Below are 25,162 nucleotides of genomic sequence, written 5' to 3' on the forward strand. Positions count from 1 at the left end.
ACGCGCACCTTCTTGGGGTCGACCTTTGTCGAGGCGCAGCATGGGCTCACGCTTGGCGCTCATCCGCTGGGGCCGTCCACTGCCGCCCTCCGTGTACGTGCACGCGGACGGCGACCCGCGCGCGCCGCTCGAGTTCCGGGAGCTCGACGCGCCCACGCACGCGGACGTGGCGCAGGTCGCAGCGCACTGCGGCCCGCATCGAGAGCATCCTCAAAGCGCACGGGCGGAGCTCGACCCCGAGCTCGGTGAGCGGGAGCTGCCGGAGCTCTGCTTTGACGAGCCGGGGCTGGCTGCGTGTTACGCGGCGGCAGCTCAGGGCATTGGCGTGAGCGGTGAGCGTGCAGGCAAGCCGCTCTTGCGGTTGGTCGTGCCGGCGGAGTTGCCCGAGCGCTCGCGTGCCGCGGACGCGACGGATGCGCCCATCGCGGAGGTGCGCGGCATCAACTTGCATGCGGCGCAGGTCATCGACGGCCGAGATCGGCGACGAGTGGAGCGGCTCGCTAAATACATCACGCGCCCTCCGATCGCGCAGGACCGCCTCGAGCGCCGGCAGGACGGCAGGCTCGAGCTCATCTTCAAGAAGGGTGGGGGACGGCACCCGCGCGCTGGTGCTCGAGCCCCACGACCTGATTGCGCGGTTGGTGGCGGCCGTGCCGCCTCCACGCTTTCACATGCTCCGGCATTTCGGGGTGCTCTCGAGCCACTTCATCGCGCCGGGCCCTCGTCGTGCCCAAGCCGCCCGTGGATGCGGCCTGTCACAAGCCACCTCCGGCTCGAGGCGATCAGCCTCGAGCTGCTCGGCGAGAAGGACGATGCGCCGGTCGGGCGGAAGCGATAAACATAATTGCTGGCGCACGTGTTCACGGCCGATGTCGAGACGTGCCCGCGTTGCTCCGGCCCGATGAGGTGGGCGGAGGTCGCCACGAGGCGCGGCCATCACGCGGCTGATTGCGGAGCACGAGGACGGCCTCGGATCGAGAGCGCCGCCCACGGCGGGAGTCCCCGTCCGCGTGCCCGAGCAATTGGGGATGGGGTTCGGGGAGGGGTGAGGCGACCGGCGACTTCGCTGGGGCGGAGGTGTGTGTCGCGCGCGCTTGGCGAGGGTGATCGAGCCGGCAGAGGACCCGGCGAGCCCAATCGGCGCCCGGCGAGCCCAATCGGCGCCGGGGTCGGGGTGCGGGAGGTGATCTCGACCCGAAGCCGTCGAGCGCGTACTCGGCTTGGTGGGTTTTGGCAGTTCAAATGCCCTATGCGCACACCTGGACGCCGGCTCGGCTGAAGCAAGAGCTGCAGAAGGGCGGCGTGCGCCTCACCAGCGACACCGGGGGCGAGATCGTCGCGCATCTGATCAATCGTGCGCTCGACGCCGGCGCGGCGAGCCTGTTTCTGGCGATGCGTCAGGCGCTCGGGCAAGGCGCGGCGCATATGGGTCGGTCTGCTCGTCCCCTGAAGAGACGTGCGCGCGCTTTCACCTGGCCTAGCTTGCCGCCCAGAACCGCATCGACGCGCACCTCGGCGCGTCTCGCTTGGCGTCTCCGCCAATGGAGATGACCAGGCCGGGCTTCTGGCGCAGCGTGCCCGCGATTCGTACCTTGCTCCCCGACGGTTGGGCAGGCAGCTCGAACAGGAGCATGCCCTTGTTGGCTTCCGTGCTGTGCGAGGTCTTCTTGCTGACGGAGTAGCGGACGTGAAGGGTGTCGTTCTCGAGCTTCTGCTCGCTTCCGCTGGCGTTGACCAGGACGGTCACGGTGAAGGGCGGGCCGCCGAGGTGGCAGTCGTAGTCGAGCCACAGGCGCGTTGGCTTTCCGTCCGCCGTGAGCTCCAGCGCGAACGGCTTGTCGACCTCGACCGCTACCGAAGCGAGCTCGGGCCCGGGAGCATCGTCGCAAGCGCCGACCAGCGCCGTGAGCGCGCCAAAGCCCACGAGACTCCAAGCGGACCTCAATGCATCGAGCATGCCCGAACGATACCGGAAATAGGTCCGTCCACAGAATCCCGAGTTCGGCTCGCAACGGAAGGCAAAGATCGCAACGGTCGCGCTATCCCGACCGCTGGCTCCTGCTCGCGTATTGCCGCCTCATGATGCGCCGGATAGCGTCCGCCCATGCTCGAGGCGCTCGCCCTTTCTTGTCTCGGCCTCTGGCTCGCCGCCGGCTCTTCCTCATCAGTGCGTGCCTTCGCCTCGCCGCGCCGCCGCGCCGCGCCGAAGCGCCCCCCACCCGCGCGAGGATCAGCAGATGAGCATTTTCGGACCGAATGAGGACGTTCGCACGCTGTTCACCAGCGTGCAGGCCGTGATCGGTCCCGGTCCGATTGTGGACGAGAACATCGGCGGAGATCCCTGCTACCACTTGCATGGCCAGTACAACGGGCATCGGATCCACGCTTTCGTCAGCACCGATGGGGGGCTCTTGTTCTCCGTTCGCTTCGGGGTGCCGCTCGGGGATCGCCCGATCACACTGCGGGTCAATCATCGGAAGAACACGCGCATCCATGGCGTGCCCGAGGTCCGAACCGGCGATGCGCAGTTCGATGGGCTCTTCTTGCTGAACGGGTTCCCGCCCTCCGTGGTCGAAGCTGCGCTCGACGGTCCCACTCGAGCCTGGTTGGTCGAGCAGTTTGCGGCCCGAGAGCCCCCGCTGACAGCCGAAGCCGGGGAGGTCACGCTGAACGTGGTCCTGGTGAAGAGCCTCTCGAACGCGGCGAGGCATATGCCGCCAGCGGAGGTCGGGAGCTGGCTCGAGCAGCTGCTCCCGATCGCCGACCGGCTCGCCTCGGCGTTCGACGGGCAGCGGGACCAGATCGGGCGCAGCCAGGGACCTCGGGCCGCCGAGGACTGGGTCCGGGGATACACCGCTGCCACGCAGGCGCGTGCTGACCAGCGCAGCCAGGTGCGGCTCGGGCTCTACGCTGCGGTGATCGCCCCGGTCATGCTCGCGCTGTTCGTCGGGGCCTTGGCGCTAGGGCTCGTGCTCGCGTATCGCAAGCCAAAGGTGCCTCCGGTGGCACAGCTCGATCTACTGCGCACCGGCGCAGAGGCATCGTTCCAGGCGCGTGCCGGCCAGCGGGTCACGTTCCGTACGTCCATGCAGCTGGACCCGCAACTCATGATCGAGAGAAACTGGAATGAGACCCGAAACCTATTGATGGCCTCCCGCATCGAGGTCGTGCTGATCGCTCCCGACGGCTCCAAGAAAGCCGTCCCTTGCCCGCTCGACGGGCGCGGCGTCGAGACGAGCGAGACATGGAACCAGGACAACGATTGTTCCTTCGACGTCGCGCAGTCCGGAACGCATGGGATTCAGGCGACGGTTCGCTGGTTCAAAGTGGCGCCTCGGGCCGCGGTGCTCGGAGTGGTCGTGCAGGAAGCGGGGGGATGATTCGCTCGGGGTCGACGGGCATCGGCGCGGCGCGCTTGGTGCGCCATTCTGCTTCTCACAGGGTCCTGCGCTCCGCTCGCAGCTGAGCCCACTGCACACGCCCTCGTTTCCGCGTGCGCATGCGCGGCCGCTCGAGGCGCCTCGCGCACCGCCGACGAGCTCCCGCGCCGGGCCGCCTGCAGCGTTCCGCCCGCGTCCCTGCTCGGCCTGACGTAGAATGGGCGGGTGCTCCGCATCGGCAGCGTCATCGACGAGCGATACTCACGCCTTGATCGCCGCCAGACCCTGGTTTCGCGCCGCGCCAGCCGTGCTTCGTCACGCCGTTCGCGACTGGATCCTTGAAAATCCTCCCTTGTAGGACGTATCTTCAAGGACGTGCCCAGCCTTGTCCCGCGCCCGACTCTGCTCTCCGCAGTCCGACGCTCGTTGCGCCAGTCACCCGTCACGCTCCTGCTCGGCCCCCGCCAGTGCGGCAAGACGACCTTGGCTCGGGAGATCGCGGCGTCGACCAAGAGCACCTATTTCGACCTGGAAGACCCGGAGACTCCCCTGCGCGCCGATGTCGCCAAGCAGGTCCTCGGGCCGCTGCGAGGCCTGGTCATCATCGACGAAGCTCAGCGGCAACCCGGACTGTTCGAGCTCTTACGCGTGCTCGCTGACCGGCGTCCTTTGCGTTCCAGGTTCCTGGTGCTGGGAAGTGCGTCGCCGACGCTCGTGCGTGGTGCGTCGGAGAGCCTGGCAGGGCGAGTCGTGACCCACGAGATGGCGGGCCTCGACGTGACGGAGGTCGACGCGCGAGGGCACGGAGCGCTCTGGCTTCGGGGAGGGTTTCCGCGCTCGTTGCTCGCGCGCTCGGAGACAGCGAGCTTCGCTTGGCGCGCCGCCTTCGCGAGCACGTTCGTGGAGCGTGACGTTCCGCTCCTGGGCCTGCGTGTGCCACCTCACGCGCTGCGCAGATTCTGGACGATGCTGGCCCACTACCACGGGCAGACCCTCAACGCTGCGGAGCTGGCGCGCGCGATGGGCGCTGGCGAGAAGGCCGTACGCAACTACCTCGATATCTTGACCGGCGGCTTCATGGTTCGCCAACTCCAACCGTGGTTCGAAAACGTCGGCAAGCGTCTGGTCAAAGCGCCGAAGATCTACGTGCGCGACTCCGGCCTTCTCCATTACTTGCTCGGGATTCGCAGCCGCCTCGATCTGTTCGCCCACCCCAGACTGGGGGCTTCGTTCGAGGGATTCGCACTCGAACAGATCATCAACCGGCTGGCCGCAGAGCGCGACGCCCACTTCTATCGGACGCATGCGGGCGCGGAGCTCGACTTGTTCTTGATTCGAGGTCGGCGACGCCTGGGCTTCGAGCTGAAACACGCTGATGCCCCGACAGTAACGAAGTCGATGCGCGTAGCGTTGGAGGACCTGCGCTTGGACCACCTCTGGGTCGTCCATCCTGGCCAGCGAAGCTACGACCTCGACGACCGGATTTCGGCGCTGGCACTATGCGACCTGGATGCCCTCGCGAGACGCAGCGACCTGGCGGCTCATTAGTGTCAGCGGCGGGCCAGCTCGGTCCCCCGAGCCTCCACCGAAGCCCGCACGACCTCGAGCCCCCCGGCAAGTTCTCACACCGTTCCGGCGTACGGCACGACGAACATCGTTGCCGCTTGGCTCACGGTCGCTCCGGGCGCCACCCACCAGTGTGCTCGTGGCACGGCCTGTCGTGGAACTACAACTGAGGTCACGATGCTTATCGCCAAGTACCCCGTAGCTGCGTTGTTTTTCGTCGTCGCCGCCGGCTGCGCGCGCACGGAGAAGCCGCGTCCGGAGCTCTCAACGGCCGCGCCGCCGCTCGCCGACGCCGCGACCGGTCCGGAGCTGGACGCTAACCTGGAAGACGAGAACCAAAAGGGGGCCCAGCAACTCGACGCTCAGTTCGAGGCGGACACGCAGTTCAGCGCGGCCGAAGTCGAATCGTTTCGCAAGCCCATCGCAGACGCCCTCGCCGGGTTGAAGGAGGCGCCGGCTGTTTCGTCACTCGAGTGCCGCGCGAAACTATGTCGAGCATCGATCGAGGTCGCTGACGAGAAGGCCCTTGCGCAGGTCTATGGAGCCTTGACCGGCCGCCCAGGACCTGGAGCTGTCCGGACCGGGCGGCTCCTGACGCATGGATTGACCATCGCGCGGCGCGGCCCGACCCCGGACGGGAAGTACTCGGCCCAGCTCTACTTCAGCCGCTGAGGGTGCCACGCTTCAGCGCGCGGCGTTTAGCCCAACCGACGCGAAAACCATCTCGCTCGTGACCGCTTGAAGCTCCGCCGTCAACAGCACCTCGCCGCCCGCGCCGCCGGGATGCGGGCGGCGCCCACCGAGTCCGAGGCCGCTCTGCGCTTCGCGCGCGTCGGCTTGGCGTCGAGGTGCGGCGCCATCATCGCGGACTTCGTGGCACCCTCTCGGTGGCTCATCATCGAAGTGGACGGTGGCGCTCACCCGGAACGCGGTGCGGCGGATGCCCGGCGCGACCGCAAGCTCGCGAAGCGCGGCTATCTTGGAAGCGGGCCTTGTCGAGCGTGCGCTGGCGGAAGCGGTCGCGCGGGTGCGGGCACACCGGCTCCGGCGTCGGGCGCCTACGCTTCGCCGTCGCGCCGCGGGAGTGGTTCCAGAGTCTGCGGCCCCATCAACTCGCCCAGCTTCGCACGATCGCTTTGCTCGGGCTAGGCGCAGGGGCTTCAAGCTCGAGTACGACGGTCGCCTGGTGGACAAGAAGAGCTGGTCGCTCATCGGCGTGGGGGAGCTCGATGGAACCATCGAGCACGACGGCAAGACCACTCCGGTGCACGTGACGCTGACCGGGAGGCTGCCGCTCTCGAACGCCCAGGAATGCGAGATCACGGCCGACGGGAACGACATCCCCGTCCGAACCGTGGCGTGAGAGCTCGGCCGCCCAAGTGACGCCCGGGTGCGCGCGCGCCGTCGCGCCATCGATGTCGTCGCTTGCGCGCTGCTCGCGCAAACCGTCGCGTGCGGCGCCGAGCAGGCTCCGACCGGTGCGCTGCCGCCATCGACTCCGGCGCCCGAGGTGGGCTGCGGGCTTCAGCGCTGATACGACTGCTGCTGCTGCTGCTGCTGTTGTCGTTGCCGTGCGGCCGCCTCGCGCGCACGCCTCGCCATGACCACGCCTGCTGCCGCCGCGCCGGCGCCGAGGGTGGCCCCCGCTTGATCGGTGGGCGGCGGCGCTGCCGACCCCTTCACCCGGCAAACGCAGCCATCGCTGTACTCGCCCATGAACACCATCCCGGCCAGCTCGAGCCCCTGCGCGTTGCACTTCGCGACGCAGCCGGTGCGACCCCCGGCCACCTTCGGTTCACCCTTGAACTCCGTGGGCGGGGTGCAGTCGATGATCAGAAGCGCCAAGGCCAAGAGCAGCAGGCGGGACATGAGCCGAGCCCCTATCACGGCGACGCCGCGCTTCAAAGCAGGTCGACCAAGCGCGTCACGAGTCGAACGTCGTGCACGCGTGCCGTCGCCACGATGATTCGATCCGGCGCTCGATCCGTCGTTGCCCGACCTGGAGGTTCGGCTCGAACTGCAGGAACGTCAGGTGCCAGGCGCGGACTTGCACGGTCACCTTTCCGATCTTCTGCCCGGTCTTCGCCAGGTGGTATTCGACCTCCGCCAAGCCCGGCGGGAGGTTGGCGAAACCGCCGATGGCCGTCGCAGAGTCGGTCTGGGTCTCACAGAGTCTCGCATTTCACGCTGAGTGGAACGCGAAGGTCGCACAACGGCCGATCTGTAAACTTCCCCGAGCCCAATCAGCCCGTCCAGTTCCGCACGATCGCTTTGCTCGGGCTTGCCGCTTGCCGCTAGCCGCTCTTGCTCGAGACGCGACCTAGCGCATCACGGCGCCGCTCCCTCTTCCGGCACCACCTTCGGCGCAGCCTTCTTCTTCTTCCCGATGTCGGGCGACACGTCCCACGCCCCGGCCGCGGGTCTCAGCGGCGCACGGCGCGGAGGATCTCGTCCAAACGAGAGACGTGGTCGTCTGATTCGAGCGCCGCGCTCAGCTGCGCCAGCGTTGCACGGATGCGCGCGAGGTCGAGATCCACGTTCGATTCGAGGATGCCCTCGATGTCGCCCACATCTCGGGGTCGGAGCGCGAGCGCCTTCATCACGATGACGTCCTCGGGCGTGGCCAGCGGAAAGCGGACCTTGCCCACCTCGGTCGCCCGAGCGCGGTGCACCAGCTCCGACTCGAAGGGCAGCATCCCGAAGCTCAGATCGACCTCGATCTTCGATGGGCGGTGAACCAGGAGCAGCACCCGGGTGTTCTTGGCGAACTCGAGCGCGTCGTCGATGCGGGGAAAGATCCCGTGCTTGGCGGCCTCGAGGCGGGTGAGCTCGGACTCGGTGCCCTGCGCACACGCTTTCGCTGGCTAGCCATGCGAGCATGCCAGACGCAGCTTCATCCAAAGCGCGCGCACCCGGTCGTCGTCCGCCTCGAGCCTCTCGCGCCAGCCGAAGTCGTCGACGGAGCCCATCAGAGACTCGAGCTCGTCGGCGCGTTCGCTCCGCCGGTCCCCCCTGTATGTGGTGATGCCTAGAAGAAGGTGCCCTTCCGCACCAGGAGGGACATGTCCGTCACCCGCGTCACGTCTTCGCGCGGCGTTCCCTGGACCTTCAGCAGCACCGGCCCAGAACCCAGCGGGGGCAGATCTTCGAGGTAGACCTCGCAGTCCGGTGCCATCGTGCAATTCAGCTTTTGCGAGGCCCTGCCCACCTGCGTGTCGATCGACAGGTGGTGCACGAGCTTGCCTTCGTGGACCACGTCGATCTCGTAGTGTACGGGCAGGATCTTGTTCAGCGTCTTGCTGCCGGCGTTGCGCGAGAAGCTTCCGTCGAGGGACGCCCAGAGTGCCAGCGACTTGCCGTCCGAGACGAAGCGCGCCTCGGAAGCGCCGGCGCCGCGCAGCGGGGCGCTCACGATCAGGTCTCCCCTCCCGAACACGGTGAAGCCGAGCAGGAGCGTCAGCGGGATGGCACCGAGCACGCCGAAGAAGACGAACATCTGCCAAGTCGGACGCCGGAGCCTCTTTTGCTCTTCGAGGATGCCGGGATCGGTCTCCGGCAAGCGTTCGACCGGAACTACTTGGAGCATCATGTACGAGAGGGCGCCGGGGAAATACAGCTTCACCTCCTCGGCGAGCTCGCGCTGGGTGCGCTGCACACCAGGCGCCAGCCGGTATCCGACCCAGTACCTTGCCGACCGCGGGACTCCACGCGCGACGATCTCCACGTGCTCGACTCCCAGCGCATTCAGCCGCGGAGTGATCGTCGCTTCCAGGAGCTGGGTGCACTCCACCATCGCGGGTGGGGCGTGGATCGTCATGGCCAATTCTACGCTTCCCGGTGCGCCCCTGGCCATCCTGATGCAGTCACCATGCGCAAGAGTTGACGATTGACGCCTGCGCGGTAGCGTCCGGCGAATGGACGTGTTCGAGACGGAGCGTCTAGTAGCGCGCGAGTGGGATCCCGAGCACCACCTCGAGGGCGCGTTCGCCATCTACAGCGACCCCGAGGTGGTGCGCTACATCGGCACCGGGCCCGCGCAGACCCTCGAGGAGATGCGCGCGCGCCTCGAGGCCGTGGCCTTGCGCAACGCCGGGCTCCGCCAGGGACTCGGGTCATGGCCCCTGTTCGACAAGGGCAGCGGGGAGCTGGTCGGAGCCGTCCTGCTCAAGCCGCCCCCCGCCTCGGGCACGAACGGCACTCTCAGCACGGACATCGAGATCGGCTGGCACCTGGCGCGCCGGCACTGGGGGAAGGGCTTCGCCACCGAGGCGGGCCGCGCGCTCGTCGAACGCGGCTTCACCCAGCTCTCGCTGCCGGAGCTGCACGCGGTGGTGGAATCGCCCAACCAGCGCTCCCGGGCGGTCGCTCTCCGGCTTGGCATGAAGCATCTCGGGCGTACCGACCGCTACTACGACCTCGAGCTCGAGCACTTCGTGCTGCGCGCCGAGTGACCAGGCCTCAGCTGAAGCGGTCGCCTTTCGAGGCGACGTCCGCGAACGCTTCGAGGAGTCCTTCTCCCGAGACGGCGTCCGTCACCAGCGAGCCGACGCCCCGATCCGCGACGGACCGAGCCAACGCTTCGCGCTCACAGAGTCCCGCATTTCAGGCTGAGTGGAACGCGAAGATCGCCGAAGGGCCCCCCTGGCGGCCCCGCGGGGAGGGGACGGCCGCCCGGCGCCCCCCGCCCCCCTTTGGAGGAAGCGACGGGGGGGGGGGGGGGGGGGCGCCGCGGGGGAGGGCAGGGGGGGGCGGGGCGGGGGCGGGGGGGGGGGCGGCGCCCGGCGGACAACCGGGGGGGGGGGGGGGGGGCCCCGGGGGGGGGGCCCCCCCCCCGCGCCCCAAGGGGGGGGGGGGGGGCGGGGCCGGCGCGGCCCCCCGCCCCCGGGGGCGGGGGGGCCGGCGCGGGGCCGGGGGGGGGGGGGGGGGGGGGGGGGGGGGGGGGGGCGGGGGGGGGGCCGCCCCGGGGGGCCCGGGGGGGGGGCGGGGCCGCGGGAGGCGGGGGCCGGCGCTCCACCGCCCGGCGGGGCTCGGGGGGCGGGGCCCGGCCGGAGCCCCCGGGGGGGGGGGGGCCGGGGGGGCGGGGCGGGGGGGGCCGGGGGGGGGGGGCGGGGGGGGGGGCGGGGGGGAAAAGGGGGGGGGGGGGGGGAGCCGGGGGGGGGGGGGCGGGCGGGGCCGGCCCCCCGGCGCGGACCCGGCCGCCGCCCCGGCCCGCCCCGCCGCGGGGGGGGGGGGGGGGCCGGGGGGGGGGGGGGGCCGGTGGGCCCCCGGGGGGGGGGGGGGGGGGGCCTGGTCCTTGGGGGGGGGGGGGGTCTTGTCCCCTCGGCCGGGGGAGGAGGCCCCCCGGGTCCGGGGGGCCCCGGGGAAAAAAAAATGCCCGGGCGCCCCCCGCCGGGGGGGGCCGCCCCGCGCACCCCCCCGGCCCGCCCCGGGGGGGGCGGGGGGGGGGGGGGGCCGCGGGCCCCGCAGGGGGGGGCCGGGGCCCCCCCCCCCGCGCCCCCGCCCGGGGGGGGGGGGGGGGGGGGGGGGGGGGCGGGGGGCGGGGGGGAAGGGGGGGGGCGCAGGGGGAGGGGGGGGGGGGAACGGGGGGCGGGGGGGAACCCCCGGGGGGGCGGCCCCCGGGGGGGGGGGGCCGGGGGGCGGGCCCCCGGGGGGGGGGGGCCGGCCGGGGGCCGCGCCCGGCAGCGCACCTGCCCGGGAGAGGCGGGCGGGGGGGGGGACCGGGGGGGGGGGCGGAGGGGGGGGGGCCCGCCCCCCCGGGGGGCCCCCCGGGGCCGGGGCCCCGCCGGGGGGCGGGGGCGGGCCCGCGGGGGCGGGCAACGGGGCGGGGGCGCGGGGCGGGGGCGACCCCCCGGGGGGGGCCGGGGCCGGGGGGGGGGGGGGGAGCCCCGGGGGGGGGGCCCACCCGGGGGAACGCGGGGGGGCGCGCCGGCGCGCCCGGGGGGGGGCGGGCACCCCCCGGGGCGTGCGGGCGCGGCCGGGGGAAAAACGGGGGGGGGGGGGGGGGGGCGGGGGGGGGGGGCCGGCCCCGGGGGCCCGCGAAACACCCCAGCGGGGGGGGCCGGCACAGGGGGGCACCGGGCCCCGGGCCCGGGGGGGGGGGTGGGGCCACGGGGGGGGGACCGGGAACAGGAACAAAGGAACGATCTGAGGCTTCCCGAGCCCAATCAGCCCTTCGCACGATCGCTTTACTCGGGCTAGCCGCGTCCTGCTTTCGCTCGCGCTCACGCGGCAGGGGGGACGCGTCGTGCCGAGATTGAAGCGTCGGGCGTGGCACTGACGACATTTGCGCTTCGGCTCGCGTCGGGATCAACTCTTAGTCCCCAGAGCGTCGTGCCGAGACCGGAGCGTCGTCGCAGGTGGAGGACCGAGCGGTCACTTTGGGGTAATTGGCGGGCTAATTGACCGGGTGCCTGACTAATTTATGCCAGTTGACCCGCGGGTCAGGCGACCTAATATAGGCAGGTGCCTCTCAGCGAGACCGCGGCCATCGACCAGGCAAGGAAGCTGCTCGGGGTGTGGCTCGACCACCCTCACTTCCGAGTCGAGCAGCGCGACGGGCCGGATCTCCTCGTCGAGGATGGCGCGCTCAAGCTGGCTGTGGAGCTAAAGTTGAGTTCCGAGGCGGCCAGCGTCAGCAGAGCTGTGGCGCACGCGAAACGTTACGCGGAGGGCCAGCAAGCGGTGCCCGTCGTTGCCACTCCGTTCATGGGCGAAGTCGGAAAGCGTATCTGCGCCGAAGCCGGCGTCTCGTGGTTCGATCTTTCGGGCAACGCGAGCATCGTCGCTCCGGGGCTTCGCGTCATCATTGAGGGCAAGCCCAACAAGTTCCTCAGACGGGGACGCCCGTCATCGGTATTCGCGCCAAAGAGCGCGCGATTGGCGCGGCATCTTCTGGTGCATCATCCAAAGGCGTTTCGCCAGCAAGACCTCGCTCGCGAAACCGGCCTCGATGATGGCTTCACGAGCCGCATAGTCCGGCGGCTCGAAGGCGACGGGCTCGTCGGGCGGGACGATAGCGGGCTCATTCGCGTGCCGGCTCCCGACCTGCTTCTCGATGCTTGGTCTGCCGTGTACAGCTTCGACAAGCACACCGTCCTTCGGGGGCACGTCACGGCGAGGAGCGGTGACGAGCTGCTCCAGAAGCTGGCAGCGCAGCTCACGCGCTCGAAGCTCAAACACGCCGCGACCGGGCTGGCGGCAGCGTGGCTTCGCACCGAGTTCGCCGGATTCCGCCTCGTGTCGTTCTTCGTCGGCTCAGTGCCGAACGACAAGGTGCTCGACGCCGTGGGCTTCCGCGAAGAGCCGAAGGGGGCGAACGTCTGGTTCGTGCTGCCGAACGACGAAGGCGTGTTCGACGGTTCGACGAAGGCCGGCGGAATCGAGTGCGTTCACCCCGTGCAGGCGTACCTCGATCTCCTGGCTCATCCGGAGCGGGCCAAGGAAGCCGCGGCCGAATTGAGATCTCGCGCGCTCAAGTGGAAGGCCTGATGGCGAAACCGAGAACAGCGGCAGGATACGAGCCAGCCCAGGTGCGGAACGTGCGGGCAGCGTGCCTCTACCTGGCCACGAAGCTCGGCGACCTGCTGGACGAGCTGGTGGTGGTCGGTGGCCTCGTGCCGACGTTGCTCATCGACCAGGCCGAGGCGAAGGTGGAGAAGCACGTGGGCACGCTCGACCTCGACATCGGCATGGAAGTCGCGATCCTCGACGACAAGCGCTACGAGGTGCTCACCGAGAGGCTCCGTGCCGCCGGCTTCGGGCCGGACGAGAACGAGAGAGGGAACCGGACTCGCCAGCGCTGGAAGATCGATGGCCCGCCCAAGGTGACCGTGGACTTCCTCATCCCGCCAACGCTCGACACCGACAGGGGAGGGCAGCTTCGCAACATCGAGCCGGACTTCGCCGCCATCATCGCCCCCGGTTTGCGACTGGCGTTCATCGATCAGGTGAAAGTAGAGCTGCAAGGCGTGACCATCCGCGGCGAGGAGGCACGCCGGCAGATCTCCGTCTGTGGGGCCGGCGCGTTCATCGTCATGAAGGCTCTCGCGTTCAGGAGCCGCGGCGAGAACAAGGACGCGTACGACATCGCCTACCTGCTGCGGAACTACGGTGGTGGCCCTGGCGATGTGGCTGCCCGCCTTTCGCCGCACGTTGGCAGACCGGAAGTGAAGGAAGCCCTCCGCCTGCTCTCCGAGGACTTCGAGACCATCGACAGCCTCGGGCCGCGAAGAGTCTCGGAGTTCCTGTTCGATGCACGACAGGACGAAACCGAGGCCGACGCTTGGGGCGCGGTTCGCGATCTGCTGGACGCGCTGCGGTCTTGAAGTTCAGGCGGCGCGACCCGCAAGGGCGCACAGGATGTTCCAGACCGTCCCCTGAGTGAGCGGCCTCCCGACGCGAGACCGGTAGCCCTCTTCGGCCAAGCAACGGACGACCTCACGAGAACTGTTCAAGGAATCGCAAGGTCGTGGGCGAGCGCCAGGGACATGAGCGGCGTTCACTCATCGGGCCCGCGATGCCTCGTCGCCTCCTCGTCCACCCAATCCTCCTCCTCCCAGCTCACGCCCTCCTCGCGACAAGCTCGGGACATGACCCGCTTCGCGCGCCGCTCTCCGCTCTGGTTGACCCTCTGGCTCCCGGCCACAGCGTCCCGCATTTCAGGCTGGGTGGAACGCGAAGATCGCATGGGCACCGATCTGCAAACTTCCCCGAGCCCCATCAGCCCGTCCAGCTTCGGACGATCGCTTTGCTCGGGCTAGCCGCTAGCCGCTCTTGCTCGAGACGCGACCTATCGCATCACGGCGCCGCGCCTTCTTCAGGCACCACCTTCGGCGCAGCCTTCTTCTTCTTCCCGATGTCGGGAGACACGTCCCACAGCGTCGGCTTCGTCGACTTCTCTGCGCCCTCGGCCTTCCAGCGGAAGGCGTGCGGCAGCATCGGGCGGCCGACGGCGTAGAGCACGCTGGTCTCGTAGCTGGCGAGGGGCGGCGTCGCCGCGCCCGCGCGGTGCACGAAGGCCGGGTGCTGCGAGCCGCGATCGAGCTCCACCACGCGCGTGCAACCGATCTTCAGCAGGGCCGCCGCGATCGAGTCGCTCGAGTCGTGGCGCGCCGTCGCGACGATCACCCTCCCGGTCGGCAGCGCGCAGAGCGCTCCGCGTAGACGTAGCGGGCCGTGGGCGAGCGCGGCCTCGGTCAGCTTGCCGGCCTCGGCCAGGAGCGGCAGCTGCACGGCCTCGTCCTCCTTGTCGAGCCGCCGCACACGGTGGGCCCTCTGCCGTTTCGCGCCGACCAGCGCGCTCGTGGCAGTGGTGCGAGCCCCTGGAATGCCCGGCGACTGGCACACGCCGCGTCCAGCGTCGGCGTCGAGCTCGCCCCTGGGCCGCTGGCGCCGCCATCGTCCCCCGGTCTTGCCCTCCGGGCGTGTTCGTCTAGCCGCTGTCCCTAGTTCTCACTCCGTTGACGACAGCGAACGCCACGCGACGGTTTCAGATGCAGACGGGGATGCCCGGACTGGTTCCGCCATCCACCTTCACGGGCGCCGAGCACTGCCCCTTCCGCTTGAAGAGCGCATCGAGGGGAGTGGGCAGCGGCTGACAGACGAGCCCGGTGGCCTTGCAGTCCGCGTTGCAGTCGCAGAGCTGACCGCAGGCGCCGCGGTCGCCGAAGCCGGGGACCGTGACCGCGCCCGGGTAATAGATGCAGGTTGCCGGTGCGGCAGTGGCCGTCGCCTTGTTCCATCCGCAGGACGTCTTGCTCTCCGCAATCGCCCCTGCCGTGCAACGCTCGGCGCAGAGCGTGGTCGACCCGCTGGTTGCCGGCAGATCGAGCTTCTCGCAGAAGCCTCGGCAGGTGTCGTTGCTCTGGGAGCACGGTGTGCCGACCGGATCGCCCGAAGGCGCCGTCGCGCTGCACAGGCCGGACCCGGGGTCGCAGAAGAGCCCGGTGCCGCAGTCCTCATCCGAGTTGCAGTTGGGAAGGCACACGCGCGCGGCCTCTCCGAGGCCCGGGATGATGATCGGCGAGCACCCCATGTCGACGCGGCCGTGGCACTTGGAAGCTTTGGCCGTCCCCGGGTCGCCGAAGTCACACTGCTCGAGGCAGAATCGCGTGGTCGAGGCTTGATCTGGGAAGCCGATGCACTTGGCGCTGGGCTTGATGCTTGCGCAGACCGTTGGGTCGGCGGCACACGCCTTGGTGCACAGCCCGCCGGCAGGTCCCTGCCCGACGATCTGCGTCGAGGTGGCGGTGAGGCAGGTGAGCCCCTCTCCGCAGTCGGCGTCTGCGCTGCAGACCGCGCCAAGCTTGTCGTTGGCCACACACGCGCACGGCCAGTAACCCGCGCCGGAGGGCCGACAGGTCTTGGTCCCGCTCGCGCTGTCACCGCAGCTGCACGCGGCCACGCTGTCCGGCTCGCACACGCAGTCCCACGAAGAGGCGTCGGCGCAGTCGAGGCTCGGCGAAGCCGAAGAGTCCGGGACGCTGCCGCCGTCTGGCGGTTTGGGCAGAGAAGCATCCGAGCCGGGTCCCGTGACCGGACCCGAATAGCTCCCGCCAAACGAGGTCTTGCCCCGCGGAACCGAGCCTGGCCCCGCGTCGTCGGAGCACGCGACCACCCAGGGCAGCGCCAGTGCGACGAGCCACAACACGGTACCGATTGCAGTAGTACGCATCATCGGAGACTCAAAAGGAGAGGTACACCTGCCCGGGCGGCACGGTGCCCGGTGCCTCGGGGACGGACTTGGTTTCGTCTTTCTTGAAGACGAAGAACGCAGCGACGCCGAGCCCGACGGCGAGGGCCGCGCCGCCGAGCAGCCACGGCGTGAGGCTGCCACCCGAATCGCGAGAGAGGGGATCCAGCGTCACGGTCGAGACCTTCGTCTGCTTGGGCTCCAAGATGAACTCGGAGCGGTAGCTGCGCATCCCCGGCGCGCTGACCTGGACGGTGTGGCTGCCGGGCTTGAGAAAGCCCTCCCACTCACCGCTGCCGACACTTCGACCATCGACGACGATCTTCTGACCTTGCCCGGCGGACACCCGGAGACGTGCTTGCGCGCTCTCTTTGAGCAGCTTCACGTCGATGGACTTCGCCTCGCCCCCGTTGAGCTTCACCGTCAGCTCCAAGGGTTCGAACCCGGGCTTCTTGATCCGAAGCACTCGGCTCCCTTGGTTCAGTCGAACGGTGCCAGAGAGCGGGGACGTGCCGAGATCCTCGCCGTCGACCGCGATCTTCGCGCCTACCTGGTCGACCCGAATGGTCACGTCGGCGACGAAGCCGCGCACGGTCTTCTTGAGCTCGACGGCTCGGGCACGGGCCTCTTCGGTGACCTTCTCGTCGCCGTCGGCGAGGTAGCGCTCCAGAAGCTCGAGGACCTTGGAGTAGTTGCGCAGGTTCTTCTCGCACGCCGCCAGGTTCCACAAGAGGCGAGGATCTTTGGATGCGGCGTACGCGCTCTCGAACTTCAGCTTGGCGCCCGCGTTATCGCCGTCGGAAAAGAGCAACTTTCCGCTCTCGTAGTCCGTCTTTGCGCTGCCGGTCAGGGAGTCGGCGAGCGACGGCGGCGCGCTCGCGCCGGCCGGTGGCGGTTCGTCTCCGGCCTGCGCCGCGACTCCGGCGGGGGTCGAGCACGCGAGCAACCCGGCCATGAGGGCCGCGAGGACACGATGGTGGGTGGGGCGCGCGGAGGACATGGCGACTACTCGAGGGGCATGGAGAGCGAGGGGGTCTTGGCAGAGGCGGTGGGTTTCGTTACCGGTCCCGGTTTGGCTGAAGGCACCGGTTCGGGGGTGGCCTTCACGGCCAGGGCGCTCGGCGGTGGACCTGGAGTCTTGGTCGTGGCCAGCGGCTTCCGACCTGCGTCGGCGTTCGTCGCCGGGGCCGATACCTCCGGCGCGGCGCTCGCGGTGGGCTTCTCGTCGCCCGGCGGCACGGGCGTGGCCGCCGGCGTGAGCGGCGCTTCGGCCGGAGCTGCGGCGCCTGCTGTCGCGCTCGTCGCCGCGGGCGTTGCGGTGGCGTCCGTCGAGCCGTTGCGGGTGAACGCAACGCCAAGCCCGACGCTCACCGCCAGAGCGCCAATCACCGCACCCAGTACCTTGCCGCGAGAGGATGCGACCGGCGCGCGCGTCTCCGCCCAAGCGGCGGCCGTGTTTGCAGCCTGGGACTTCGCCTGCGCCGTCTGGGGCATTACCAAGGTGCCTCCCGCGGGCAGCGTATCGTCGGTCGCCAGACCTCCTGAGGCTCGCGGCGACGCAGAAACGGCGACGGCGCGGGTCACCGAGACGCGGGCGCGCTGGGGCGCAAAGGGGGCGAGCGCCTGAGCGAGGTCTCCCACGGTGGCGTAGCGGACGCCGGGGTCCTTGCTCAGGCAGCGCAACACGACGGCGTCGAGTCCCTCCGGTACGTCGGTGCAGAGGGAGCTCAGCGCCGGCGGCTCCACGCTCAAGATGGCCGCGATCAGCTCCGCCATGGTCTCTCCGGTGAACGGAGGTCTGCCGCCGATGAGCTCATACAGGACGGCGCCCAGCGACCAGATGTCGCTCTGCGCGTTGGCCGAGCGCGCGGACTTGGCTTGCTCGGGCGACATGTAATAGGGCGAGCCCATGATGGCCCCGGTGCGCGTCAGGGCGTGCTCGGTCGCGGCTGGCCCCGTCATGCTGGAGATGCCGAAGTCGAGCACCTTCACCATGGGCGACCCATCGGCTCGTTTGGAGAGAAAGAGGTTCGCGGGCTTCAGATCCCGGTGAACGATGCCCTTGGCGTGAGCCTCCGCGATGGCCTCACACGCTTGCAGCACGTAGTCCATGGCCTCTTCGACCGGCAGCGCGCCCTTGGCGACCACGTCAGCCAGGTCGCAGCCCTCGAGATACTCCATGACGATGTAGGGCTCGCCGGTCTCGAGCCGGCCGACCTCGATCACCTTGGCGACATGCTCGCTCGTGATCTTGACCGCGGCGCGCGCCTCGCGCATGAAGCGCGCCACGATGTTGGCGTTCTGCGCGCCCTCGGGTGAGAGGAACTTCACCGCGACGCGACGATCGAGATCGATGTCGTCTGCGGCGACCACGACGCCCATGCCGCCGGCGCCGAGCAGCCTCGTGACCTTGTATTTCTTGGCGAGCACATCGCCCGGGCGCACCGGCGCCGAGAAGGCGGGCTCGGGCTCCGGTGCGTCGGCCATCAGCTCCCCGAGCACTTCGCGGTGCAGCCCGTGGACTGGCAGGCGCCGATTGCCAGGAACAGATCGGCTGCGGGTTTGCTGACGCCCATCTCTTGCTGACACGCGCCGGGGGCGTCGCAGGCCTGGCCACGGCAGCGCACCCGCTCGGCGCACTCCAGGATCTTGGCGCAGAGGGAGTCGGCGTCGCAGGCGATCAGCTCCTTCTCGCAGGCGCTGCAGGTGCAGTAATCACACTCGTCGATGGCTGCGCGCGCGCACTTCCGGCAGACCTGGAAGCGCTCCGCCTGGAGGTCGCATTGGGGCGCCGGCACAGTGCGGGTCACCGATGCGTTCGGGCAAACCTGGAAGGGAAACGCCTTGCCGCACTCGGCATAGGCATCGATCACCGAGTCGCAGACGCCGGCGCCCGGATAACAGCGCGCGAAGCACTTCTCGGCCGTGTCGTCGATGCAACCGGATTTGTCGATGAAGCCGCAGAGCTTGTTGCACTCGGCGGAGACTTGCTCGGTCGAGTCCCCCACGGACGACCACGGTCCACAGGTCGGGATCTGCACCGTCTTGGATTGGCAGGGCCCGGTTGCCAGTCGCACGGCGGTCACGCTTCCCTCCGAGATGCGCTTGCACGCTTCCTGCGGCAGCTTGATGCGCCCCGCCTCGACGCGCCAACCGAACAGATCGCTCTTGTCGAGCGGCACGTAGCAATCCTTGCGGCCACAGATGCCGGCGTCGCCAAGTTCGGTGACCAGCCCGATGTTGAGGCTCGACTCGTCCCCCGACGGCAGGGCGAGCGAGCAGTCGCTGATCTGGACGGCGACGTCGAATCCCTGGTCGAGGCAGGTCACGGTGTCGAAGCACGTGCCGGTGGCCGGGTCCTTGCCGTTACCTCCGCCAAAGACGTCGCCGGTCCCGTAGTCGGGCAGCGAGTTGTCCGTGTCCTCGATGCAGTCGCCGTTCATGCAGCTCTGGCCCTCGGGGCACTTGCTGATGTTGAGACCGCCGGTGTTCACGACGTTGTCTTTGCACAACCACTGGATGGGAATGCGCAGGAGCGAGAGCCGCTTGGGTGGGATCTGGGTCACCACCTTGCGCAGCGTCTGGGGGCGTCCCCCGCTGAACGCGACGACCGTGACGGTCGCGGTGGTCGAAGGGTTGGAGTTGCCCACCAGAGTGAGGGTCGCCGGCAGGAGCTGACCGCCCTTGCCGATGATGATCGGATCAGTCGGCGGCCGCGGAGATCCGTTCGAGAGCACTTCGAGCTGAATCGTGTCGATGTCCTTCGGAATGGCCATGTCCGCGTGGAGCGACAAGACCATCCGGCCGGGCTCTTCTTCGTCGCCGGAGCACGCCGGCAGCCCGGCGAGCAGCAGGAGGATTGCCCCGAACCTGCTCAAAGAACTGGCGCTGCGCCCCCGCATCATGCCGGAGTGCACGTCATGTAGAACTCCACGCACTTGGACTGGAGGCAGGTCTTGCAGGCCGCCGCGGCACCCGGCGACTTGTTGACGCACACCGTCGCGCCACATTCTGTGAGGCACTTTCCTGTCCCATCGCTGCACGCGCAGTTCTTCAAGCTGTTCCAGTTCGTCAGCTCGGCGCCTGCGCAGATCTTGGTCGGGTCGGAGGTCGACACGTTCAGCGCGATGGAGCAGGACACGCAGGCGCCAGTTCCACCGGTTCCAGTTCCACCGGTTCCGGTTCCACCGGTTCCAGTTCCACCGGTTCCAGTTCCGCCGGTTCCAGTTCCGCCGGTTCCAGTTCCGCCGGTTCCAGTTCCGCCGGTTCCAGTTCCGCCCGTGCCGCCAGTACCTGTGACCGGATTCCCGTCGCAGTCGACCGTGGCCGCGACGCCGAACAGAGCCGCGTCCAAGCAGCCGGTGCCGACCAGGCTCTCTACAGCGCCGCAGGTCTTGCCGTCCGGCAAGCAACAGCCCGCCAGCGTCTTGCCCTGCCAGGTGACGCTCGGGCAATCGGGATCCAGGTTCGAAGCGTCGGTGTCAGCGGGCGGCAAGCACTCCTGGCCGATGCTCGGGATCTTGAAACCGCAGCTGTCGTTCGTCTGACAGCACGGCTCGGCGAGGCCCGCGGCCGCCGCGGGAGGTGGCGGACACTCGATGCCGTTGCAGGTCGCGCCGGCGTCTCCGGCCCCGCCGCCGGTGCCGCCTCCGACGCTGCCGCCGAAGAACCGCGTCACCCTGCCGCCCGAATCGGCCGCGTCATCGCCACAAGCGACGGCCGCTGCCAAGGTCAGCCCCAACACCCCAATCAGTCGCGGTCCACGCCCGCCCGGTCGCTTCACGATAGCCGCGAGGATACCAAGCGAAGCCCCGGGCGCACAAGGCCGCGCGACACGGGGTGACGGACGTCAGTCGGGGGTGCGAGAACCGAATGCTCGTTCGGGCGACGCGGGCGAGGGGCCTGGCAATCCAATGCTTCGTGGTGATAGCGTCGTCTGGGTCAGCGGGGCAGGGTTTCCGCCGGCGGAGGGTCGCGACAGTGAAGGGTCTACTCAAAGGTTTCTTGTTCGCGTCGTGGGCGCTGTTGGTCGTCTCGGCTTGCGGCAGCGACAGCGGCGGCGACACCACGTGCAGCTGCACTTGCACGTGCGCTGGAGCGGCTCCCACCAAGTTGGGCACCGTGGCGAAGGCCGAGGAATGCAAGTCCGACTGCAAGGCGAGCTGCACCGGCGAATGGGAAGCCAAGCACGACTGTAGCTGACGGCTCCGGCGAGATCGCGCGAACCAATCGGCGCGCGGAACGCCTCTGTCCGAACTCCGCTCACCACGTTCCATTCCGGGTCATGCGGACGCGTCAGTCGTCCGGCTTCACGCCGTGACGACGACGTCTACGGACACACCTTGTATCCTGGGCACGGGAGGGACTCCAAGCACGCCTTACACGCGGGGGGCGCAGGCAATCCGGCGCCCGTGGCTCCTGCCTGACACCCGGTCCAGCCGGCGGTACACCCGGGATTGCACGGACCGAAGCACGCGCAAGCGAGCACGCTCTGGAAGTCCACCTGGCACGCCGCCGACCCTGGGTTTGTCAACCCCTTGCCCGCCAAGAAGTCCGACAACGTGCAGCACGCGCCGGTGCCTCCACCCGTGCCTCCCGTGCCTGTGCCTCCGGTGCCACCGGTGCCCGTGCCACCGGTGCCCGTGCCACCGGTGCTCGTGCCACCTGTGCCTCCCGTGCCTCCGGTGGCCGCGGGCTTGTCGCCTTGGCACGTTTGACCCTCGCTGAAACAGAACTCGCCGCACGCGCTGGGCGTGCACGCCGAGAGGGGCTTGGTGCCCGGCGCGGTGCAATAGTCCGTGGTGCAAGCGCTCGGGCAGTCCTTGCACAGGCAGGTCGCATACTGCGTGTACAGGGTCTTCGACGACGCGCACAGCGTGGCGGGCGCTGCCGTCCCCTTGTAGACCTCCGAGCACGTGCTGCACCCGCCACCCGTGCCACCTGTGCCGCCTGTGCCGCCGGCGGCACTGGCGGCACGGGAGGCGGGGCCGGCAGCGGAGGCTCGTCGACGGGAGGCAGCGCAGGCATAGTTGGGAAACGCACCGGTCAGGTGAAGCTCGACGGTCGCTCGCTGACGGACGATCAGGGGCGTTTCAACGCGCTCGGCGCGACGTTGATGTGGGCCGCCTGGGGCTACAAGAACGACTTGGCCCGGCTCGAGCAGAACCTCGATTGGCTCTCGAAGCACGGCTTCCATTACATCCGAGCGCTGGGCGTCGTCGGCGACTACGCGAACGCCGATTTCTGGGACGGACGCGAGATCGACTGGCACTGGTCGGACTACGACCAGGTCATCGCCGGACTCACCGACCTCGCGTATCAGAAGTATGGGCTCAGGGTCGAATGGACCTTTGATCGGCGACGGTCAGAAGAACATCCCTCGACCTCCGACCGCCACGCCTTGGTGGACCGTTTCGTTGCCATGGCGCCCTTTCGGCCGTGAGCTCGGCCATCTCGCCGTCCTCGAGGAAGATCATCTCGCGCGTACTGCCGAGCAAGGCCGGAATGTCGCTACCGCACAGCGTCTCCCCTTCGCCGATACCGATCACCAGGGGTGACGCGCTCTTGGCGATCACGATGCGCCCGGGCTCACGCCGGCAGATCGCGGCCAGGGCGTAGGCGCCGCGCACTTGCCCGAGCGCCTGACGCATCGCCAGAAACAGGCTCGCCGCGCCGGCGTCGAGCGCACGATTGATCAGATGCGCGACGATCTCGCCCCGGTGTCGCTGGTGAGGCGCACGCCGCCTTTCTGCAGCTCTTGCTTCAGCCGAGCCGGCGTCCAGGTGTCAGGCTGACGGATTACCCGTTCGAGCGAAGCCTGCCGGTGTTCTTCAGCCTCTCCGCTGCGTTCGCGCAGCGGCCGGAAGATCGAGGACGAGGCGGAGGCGCGGCGGTGCCTGGCCGCAGCGAAGCGGAAGGGCCTGAGCGCCGGACTTGTTGGCGCGGGCTTGGGTGATCGCGGAGGGAGCTCGGGCGCGGCGGGTCGCGGCGGGTGGCGATCGCCGCCGGCGGCCGCCGGTTCGCCACCCCGAGTCCGCGCGATTTTGCGAGGAAACATCGGCCTTCCGGGGTGGCACGCCGCTGGCCATAGCGCCGTCGTGTGGGCCACCCCGCACACACCCGTCCCGAGCCCTCGCGCGTCCGGCATCGACCGGAGAGCACGCTGCTCTACCAGACAGTGGCGGCATCGCGGAGGTGCGCGGCATCAACTTGCATGCGGCGCAGGTCATCGACGGCCGAGATCGGCGACGAGTGGAGCGGCTCGCTAAATACATCACGCGCCCTCCGATCGCGCAGGACCGCCTCGAGCGCCGGCAGGACGGCAGGCTCGAGCTCATCTTCAAGAAGGTGTGGCGGGACGGCACCCGCGCGCTGGTGCTCGAGCCCCACGACCTGATTGCGCGGTTGGTGGCGGCCGTGCCGCCTCCACGCTTTCACATGCTCCGGTATTTCGGGGTGCTCTCGAGCCACTCATCGCGCCGGGCCCTCGTCGTGCCCAAGCCGCCCGTGGATGCGGCCTGTCACAAGCCACCTCCGGCTCGAGGCGATCAGCCTCGAGCTGCTCGGCGAGAAGGACGATGCGCCGGTCGGGCGGAAGCGGTGGGCGTGGTTGCTGGCGCACGTGTTCGCGGCCGATGTCGAGACGTGCCCGCGTTGCTCCGGCCCGATGAGGTGGGCGGAGGTCGCCACGAGCCGCGCGGCCATCACGCGGCTGATTGCGGAGCACGAGGACGGCCTCGGATCGAGAGCGCCGCCCACGGCGAGAGTCCCCGTCCGCGTGCCCGAGCAATTGGGGATGGGGTTCGGGGAGGGGTGAGGCGACCGGCGACTTCGCTGGGGCGGAGGTGTGTGTCGCGCGCGCTTGGCGAGGGTGATCGAGCTCGGCAGAGGACCCGGCGAGCCCAATCGGCGCCCGGCGAGCCCAATCGGCGCCGGGGGTCGGGGTGCGGGAGGTGATCTCGACCCGAAGCCGTCGAGCGCGTACTCTCGGCTTGGTGGGTTTTGGCAGTTCAAATGCCCTATGCGCTGCGCAATCGCTCGGAGCGGCGCAGCCTCTTCGGACTGCTACAGCCGTCGGAGCCGAGGTGCCATGTAGCTCGGGTCGCCGAGCGCACGCAGCTAGAGAGGACGCGTCGCTCCGATCAGGTGCGCTGTCATCGGGTCCCGCGAAGTGCCGCCAGGGACTGGCGGGCCAAAGCCAGGTGTGCGATTGTGGCGTCGGACGGGGGCTCATGAAGTTCGCTTGCGCGGTTGGGTTGAGCGGCGCGTTGTGCGTGAGCGGGTGTGGCGGTGGCGATTCCACGCCCAGCCCATGGCACTTCGGTGGCGCGAGCGGCAGCGGGGGAGCGAGCGGTGGCAGCGGTGGCAGCGCCGGAACGAGCGGCGGCAGCGGCGGAGCGAGCGGCGGTAGCGGCGGAGCGAGCGGCGGTAGCGGCGGTAGCGGCGGAGCGAGCGGCGGTAGCGGCGGTAGCGGCGGAGCGAGCGGCGGTAGCGGCGGAGCGAGCGGCGGTAGCGGCGGAGCGAGCGGGGGAGCGAGCGGCGGTAGCGGCGGTAGCGGCGGAGCGAGCGGCGGCAGCGGCGGAGCGAGCGGCGGTAGCGGCGGAGCGAGCGGCGGTAGCGGCGGAGCGAGCGGCGGTAGCGGCGGAGCGAGCGGCGGCAGCGGCGGAGCGAGCGGCGGTAGCGGCGGCAGCGGCGGTAGCGGCGGCAGCGGCGGGGGCACAGGGGGTACGGGCGCCACCTGCAGCGCGCTGGTCCCGTCCGGGGCGTTCGTGGTGCCGTCCCAGGGCACGGGAAGCCAACCGACCGGGCAGGGCGGCGCCGTCCCGGCGGGAACCTACGTGCTGACGGCCTTGACCGTCTATCCGCCGGCGACGCCTGGCAGCACGCCCAGTCGTGGGGTCTTCACATTCGGCGCGACGAGCTACGAGGAAGCGACTCAGCAGACCGTCTCGGGCTCCATCTCCACGCGCAAGGGCACATGGACGACGGGGGGGAGCACGTTGATCGCGACCGCCACCTGCCCCGTCAACGCCATCGACTACTACGGCTACACCTACGCGAACAACAAGCTCGACGTCATCAACCCGTCCAGCAAGATCGTCGCGACCTGGACGAAGCAGTGAGCCGGCGCCGGCACCGAGCGCGCGACACCGTGTGGTGAGCGCAACGCCCTCGCTTCGCGAGAACGATCCCCACTACTCCGAGCACCCCATCCCGAGCGGTCCCGCCGTGAGCAAGTTACTTCGGGCTGGGCACGACTTCCCGCACGCCGGCAGGGTGCAGCCGGGCGCTGCCCTTCGGCACCAGATTAGGTGCAGCCGCCGGCGCCGCAGGAGTGCTTCACGCCGGTGGCGGTGTGATCGCACCGACGCCCCGCGTGGTGGTCAGCAAGAGAGGTGAGGTTGGTGAGCAGGCACACGGTCAATGCACCCTAGCGGCTCGAACAAGTCCGGAGTGACTTCAGCGGTGGTGCCGGAGGGGCGGGGACGCGCTACAGGACGGCGGAACGGGCGACGCGGGCGATGCA

Annotated in this window: 25 protein-coding genes; 13 read left to right on the forward strand and 12 right to left on the reverse strand. The window is 69.7% G+C overall.

Translation table 11 applies throughout. The features are described from left to right. The first annotated feature begins 40 nt into the window (after positions 1–40). Positions 41–838 (forward strand): transposase, encoded by a 798-nt coding sequence (locus tag IPI67_38530; protein MBK7586069.1) that lies wholly within the window; start codon positions 41–43, stop codon positions 836–838. A 639-nt stretch (positions 839–1,477) separates the two neighbouring features. Here IPI67_38530 and IPI67_38535 read toward each other — a convergent pair. Next, positions 1,478–1,957 (reverse strand): hypothetical protein, encoded by a 480-nt coding sequence (locus IPI67_38535; GenBank protein ID MBK7586070.1) that lies wholly within the window; start codon positions 1,955–1,957, stop codon positions 1,478–1,480. A 280-nt stretch (positions 1,958–2,237) separates the two neighbouring features. On the opposite strand from IPI67_38535, the gene IPI67_38540 reads away from it, so the two are divergent. From IPI67_38540 to IPI67_38560, 5 genes are all read left to right on the forward strand, one after another. Next, entirely contained in the window at positions 2,238–3,380 is a 1,143-nt protein-coding gene (locus IPI67_38540; protein MBK7586071.1) for a hypothetical protein, read from the forward strand. Between the two features lie 375 nt (positions 3,381–3,755). Continuing rightward, positions 3,756–4,928, forward strand: coding sequence for an ATP-binding protein (locus IPI67_38545; GenBank protein ID MBK7586072.1), 1,173 nt, complete (start codon positions 3,756–3,758; stop codon positions 4,926–4,928). Positions 4,929–5,123: 195 nt separating this feature from the next. Continuing rightward, entirely contained in the window at positions 5,124–5,618 is a 495-nt protein-coding gene (locus IPI67_38550; GenBank protein MBK7586073.1) for a hypothetical protein, read from the forward strand. A gap of 66 nt (positions 5,619–5,684) precedes the next feature. Then, a complete protein-coding gene (locus tag IPI67_38555; GenBank protein ID MBK7586074.1) occupies positions 5,685–6,095 on the forward strand; it encodes a DUF559 domain-containing protein in 411 nt (136 codons plus the stop codon). A gap of 37 nt (positions 6,096–6,132) precedes the next feature. After that, the gene (locus tag IPI67_38560) at positions 6,133–6,309 is read left to right on the forward strand and encodes a hypothetical protein (GenBank protein MBK7586075.1); all 177 of its coding nucleotides are present in this window, start codon (positions 6,133–6,135) and stop codon (positions 6,307–6,309) included. A gap of 161 nt (positions 6,310–6,470) precedes the next feature. Here the strand turns inward: IPI67_38560 and IPI67_38565 are convergent, their stop codons facing one another. The 4 genes from IPI67_38565 to IPI67_38580 all read right to left on the reverse strand — a co-directional run bounded on the left by IPI67_38565 (position 6,471) and on the right by IPI67_38580 (position 8,763). Next, positions 6,471–6,815: a hypothetical protein gene (locus IPI67_38565; GenBank protein ID MBK7586076.1), complete on the reverse strand. Its 345-nt coding sequence runs from the start codon at positions 6,813–6,815 to the stop codon at positions 6,471–6,473. 55 nt (positions 6,816–6,870) lie between these two features. Then, positions 6,871–7,056 carry a hypothetical protein gene (locus IPI67_38570; GenBank protein MBK7586077.1) on the reverse strand — a complete coding sequence of 62 codons (186 nt, stop codon included), beginning with the start codon at positions 7,054–7,056 and terminating at the stop codon, positions 6,871–6,873. Positions 7,057–7,369: 313 nt separating this feature from the next. After that, a complete protein-coding gene (locus IPI67_38575; protein ID MBK7586078.1) occupies positions 7,370–7,696 on the reverse strand; it encodes a nucleotidyltransferase in 327 nt (108 codons plus the stop codon). 278 nt (positions 7,697–7,974) lie between these two features. After that, positions 7,975–8,763, reverse strand: a complete 789-nt coding sequence (locus tag IPI67_38580; GenBank protein ID MBK7586079.1) for a hypothetical protein — start codon at positions 8,761–8,763, stop codon at positions 7,975–7,977. A 97-nt stretch (positions 8,764–8,860) separates the two neighbouring features. Between IPI67_38580 and IPI67_38585 the strand changes: the two genes are divergently transcribed. The 3 genes from IPI67_38585 to IPI67_38595 all read left to right on the forward strand — a co-directional run bounded on the left by IPI67_38585 (position 8,861) and on the right by IPI67_38595 (position 13,270). After that, positions 8,861–9,397, forward strand: coding sequence for a GNAT family N-acetyltransferase (locus IPI67_38585; protein ID MBK7586080.1), 537 nt, complete (start codon positions 8,861–8,863; stop codon positions 9,395–9,397). 2,011 nt (positions 9,398–11,408) lie between these two features. Next, positions 11,409–12,434 carry a MarR family transcriptional regulator gene (locus IPI67_38590; GenBank protein MBK7586081.1) on the forward strand — a complete coding sequence of 342 codons (1,026 nt, stop codon included), beginning with the start codon at positions 11,409–11,411 and terminating at the stop codon, positions 12,432–12,434. Next, positions 12,434–13,270, forward strand: a complete 837-nt coding sequence (locus IPI67_38595) for a hypothetical protein (GenBank protein ID MBK7586082.1) — start codon at positions 12,434–12,436, stop codon at positions 13,268–13,270. Before IPI67_38590 ends, IPI67_38595 begins: the two co-directional genes overlap by 1 nt. 472 nt (positions 13,271–13,742) lie before the next feature. Here the strand turns inward: IPI67_38595 and IPI67_38600 are convergent, their stop codons facing one another. From IPI67_38600 to IPI67_38625, 6 genes are all read right to left on the reverse strand, one after another. Then, positions 13,743–14,207, reverse strand: a complete 465-nt coding sequence (locus tag IPI67_38600; protein MBK7586083.1) for a hypothetical protein — start codon at positions 14,205–14,207, stop codon at positions 13,743–13,745. 226 nt (positions 14,208–14,433) lie between these two features. Beyond that, complete coding sequence (locus tag IPI67_38605) at positions 14,434–15,594, reverse strand: hypothetical protein (protein ID MBK7586084.1); 1,161 nt, start codon at positions 15,592–15,594, stop codon at positions 14,434–14,436. 34 nt (positions 15,595–15,628) lie between these two features. Beyond that, the gene (locus IPI67_38610; protein ID MBK7586085.1) at positions 15,629–16,636 is read right to left on the reverse strand and encodes a PEGA domain-containing protein; all 1,008 of its coding nucleotides are present in this window, start codon (positions 16,634–16,636) and stop codon (positions 15,629–15,631) included. A gap of 5 nt (positions 16,637–16,641) precedes the next feature. Beyond that, positions 16,642–18,138 (reverse strand): protein kinase, encoded by a 1,497-nt coding sequence (locus IPI67_38615; protein ID MBK7586086.1) that lies wholly within the window; start codon positions 18,136–18,138, stop codon positions 16,642–16,644. Next, the gene (locus tag IPI67_38620; GenBank protein ID MBK7586087.1) at positions 18,123–19,436 is read right to left on the reverse strand and encodes a hypothetical protein; all 1,314 of its coding nucleotides are present in this window, start codon (positions 19,434–19,436) and stop codon (positions 18,123–18,125) included. Before IPI67_38620 ends, IPI67_38615 begins: the two co-directional genes overlap by 16 nt. Before the next feature lie 101 nt (positions 19,437–19,537). Further along, positions 19,538–20,419 (reverse strand): hypothetical protein, encoded by an 882-nt coding sequence (locus IPI67_38625; protein MBK7586088.1) that lies wholly within the window; start codon positions 20,417–20,419, stop codon positions 19,538–19,540. A gap of 197 nt (positions 20,420–20,616) precedes the next feature. Between IPI67_38625 and IPI67_38630 the strand changes: the two genes are divergently transcribed. Further along, a complete protein-coding gene (locus IPI67_38630) occupies positions 20,617–20,838 on the forward strand; it encodes a hypothetical protein (GenBank protein MBK7586089.1) in 222 nt (73 codons plus the stop codon). 127 nt (positions 20,839–20,965) lie between these two features. Here IPI67_38630 and IPI67_38635 read toward each other — a convergent pair whose 3' ends face one another. Beyond that, a complete protein-coding gene (locus IPI67_38635) occupies positions 20,966–21,823 on the reverse strand; it encodes a hypothetical protein (GenBank protein MBK7586090.1) in 858 nt (285 codons plus the stop codon). Between IPI67_38635 and IPI67_38640 the strand changes: the two genes are divergently transcribed. The 3 genes from IPI67_38640 (at position 21,782) to IPI67_38650 (ending at position 24,758) form a co-directional block, all read left to right on the forward strand. Further along, positions 21,782–22,078, forward strand: a complete 297-nt coding sequence (locus tag IPI67_38640; GenBank protein ID MBK7586091.1) for a hypothetical protein — start codon at positions 21,782–21,784, stop codon at positions 22,076–22,078. The genes IPI67_38635 and IPI67_38640 overlap by 42 nt on opposite strands. 752 nt (positions 22,079–22,830) lie before the next feature. After that, positions 22,831–23,592 (forward strand): transposase, encoded by a 762-nt coding sequence (locus IPI67_38645; protein MBK7586092.1) that lies wholly within the window; start codon positions 22,831–22,833, stop codon positions 23,590–23,592. Positions 23,593–23,867: 275 nt separating this feature from the next. Next, on the forward strand, positions 23,868–24,758 hold the full coding sequence (locus IPI67_38650) for a hypothetical protein (GenBank protein MBK7586093.1): 891 nt from the start codon (positions 23,868–23,870) through the stop codon (positions 24,756–24,758). Positions 24,759–25,162 lie beyond the last annotated feature (404 nt).

This window comes from Myxococcales bacterium (genome assembly GCA_016706225.1).
In the GTDB taxonomy this organism is placed as follows: domain Bacteria; phylum Myxococcota_A; class Polyangia; order Polyangiales; family Polyangiaceae; genus JADJKB01.

What these genes read in the sequence shown, in the direction of transcription:
- IPI67_38530 (MBK7586069.1), top strand. Translation starts at nt 41, where the DNA reads ATGGGCTCACGCTTGGCGCTCATCCGCTGGGGCCGTCCACTGCCGCCC.
- IPI67_38535 (MBK7586070.1), bottom strand. Translation starts at nt 1,957, where the DNA reads ATGCTCGATGCATTGAGGTCCGCTTGGAGTCTCGTGGGCTTTGGCGCG.
- IPI67_38540 (MBK7586071.1), top strand. Translation starts at nt 2,238, where the DNA reads ATGAGCATTTTCGGACCGAATGAGGACGTTCGCACGCTGTTCACCAGC.
- IPI67_38550 (MBK7586073.1), top strand. Translation starts at nt 5,124, where the DNA reads ATGCTTATCGCCAAGTACCCCGTAGCTGCGTTGTTTTTCGTCGTCGCC.
- IPI67_38565 (MBK7586076.1), bottom strand. Translation starts at nt 6,815, where the DNA reads ATGTCCCGCCTGCTGCTCTTGGCCTTGGCGCTTCTGATCATCGACTGC.
- IPI67_38580 (MBK7586079.1), bottom strand. Translation starts at nt 8,763, where the DNA reads ATGACGATCCACGCCCCACCCGCGATGGTGGAGTGCACCCAGCTCCTG.
- IPI67_38585 (MBK7586080.1), top strand. Translation starts at nt 8,861, where the DNA reads ATGGACGTGTTCGAGACGGAGCGTCTAGTAGCGCGCGAGTGGGATCCC.
- IPI67_38595 (MBK7586082.1), top strand. Translation starts at nt 12,434, where the DNA reads ATGGCGAAACCGAGAACAGCGGCAGGATACGAGCCAGCCCAGGTGCGG.
- IPI67_38610 (MBK7586085.1), bottom strand. Translation starts at nt 16,636, where the DNA reads ATGTCCTCCGCGCGCCCCACCCACCATCGTGTCCTCGCGGCCCTCATG.
- IPI67_38620 (MBK7586087.1), bottom strand. Translation starts at nt 19,436, where the DNA reads ATGGTCTTGTCGCTCCACGCGGACATGGCCATTCCGAAGGACATCGAC.
- IPI67_38650 (MBK7586093.1), top strand. Translation starts at nt 23,868, where the DNA reads ATGAAGTTCGCTTGCGCGGTTGGGTTGAGCGGCGCGTTGTGCGTGAGC.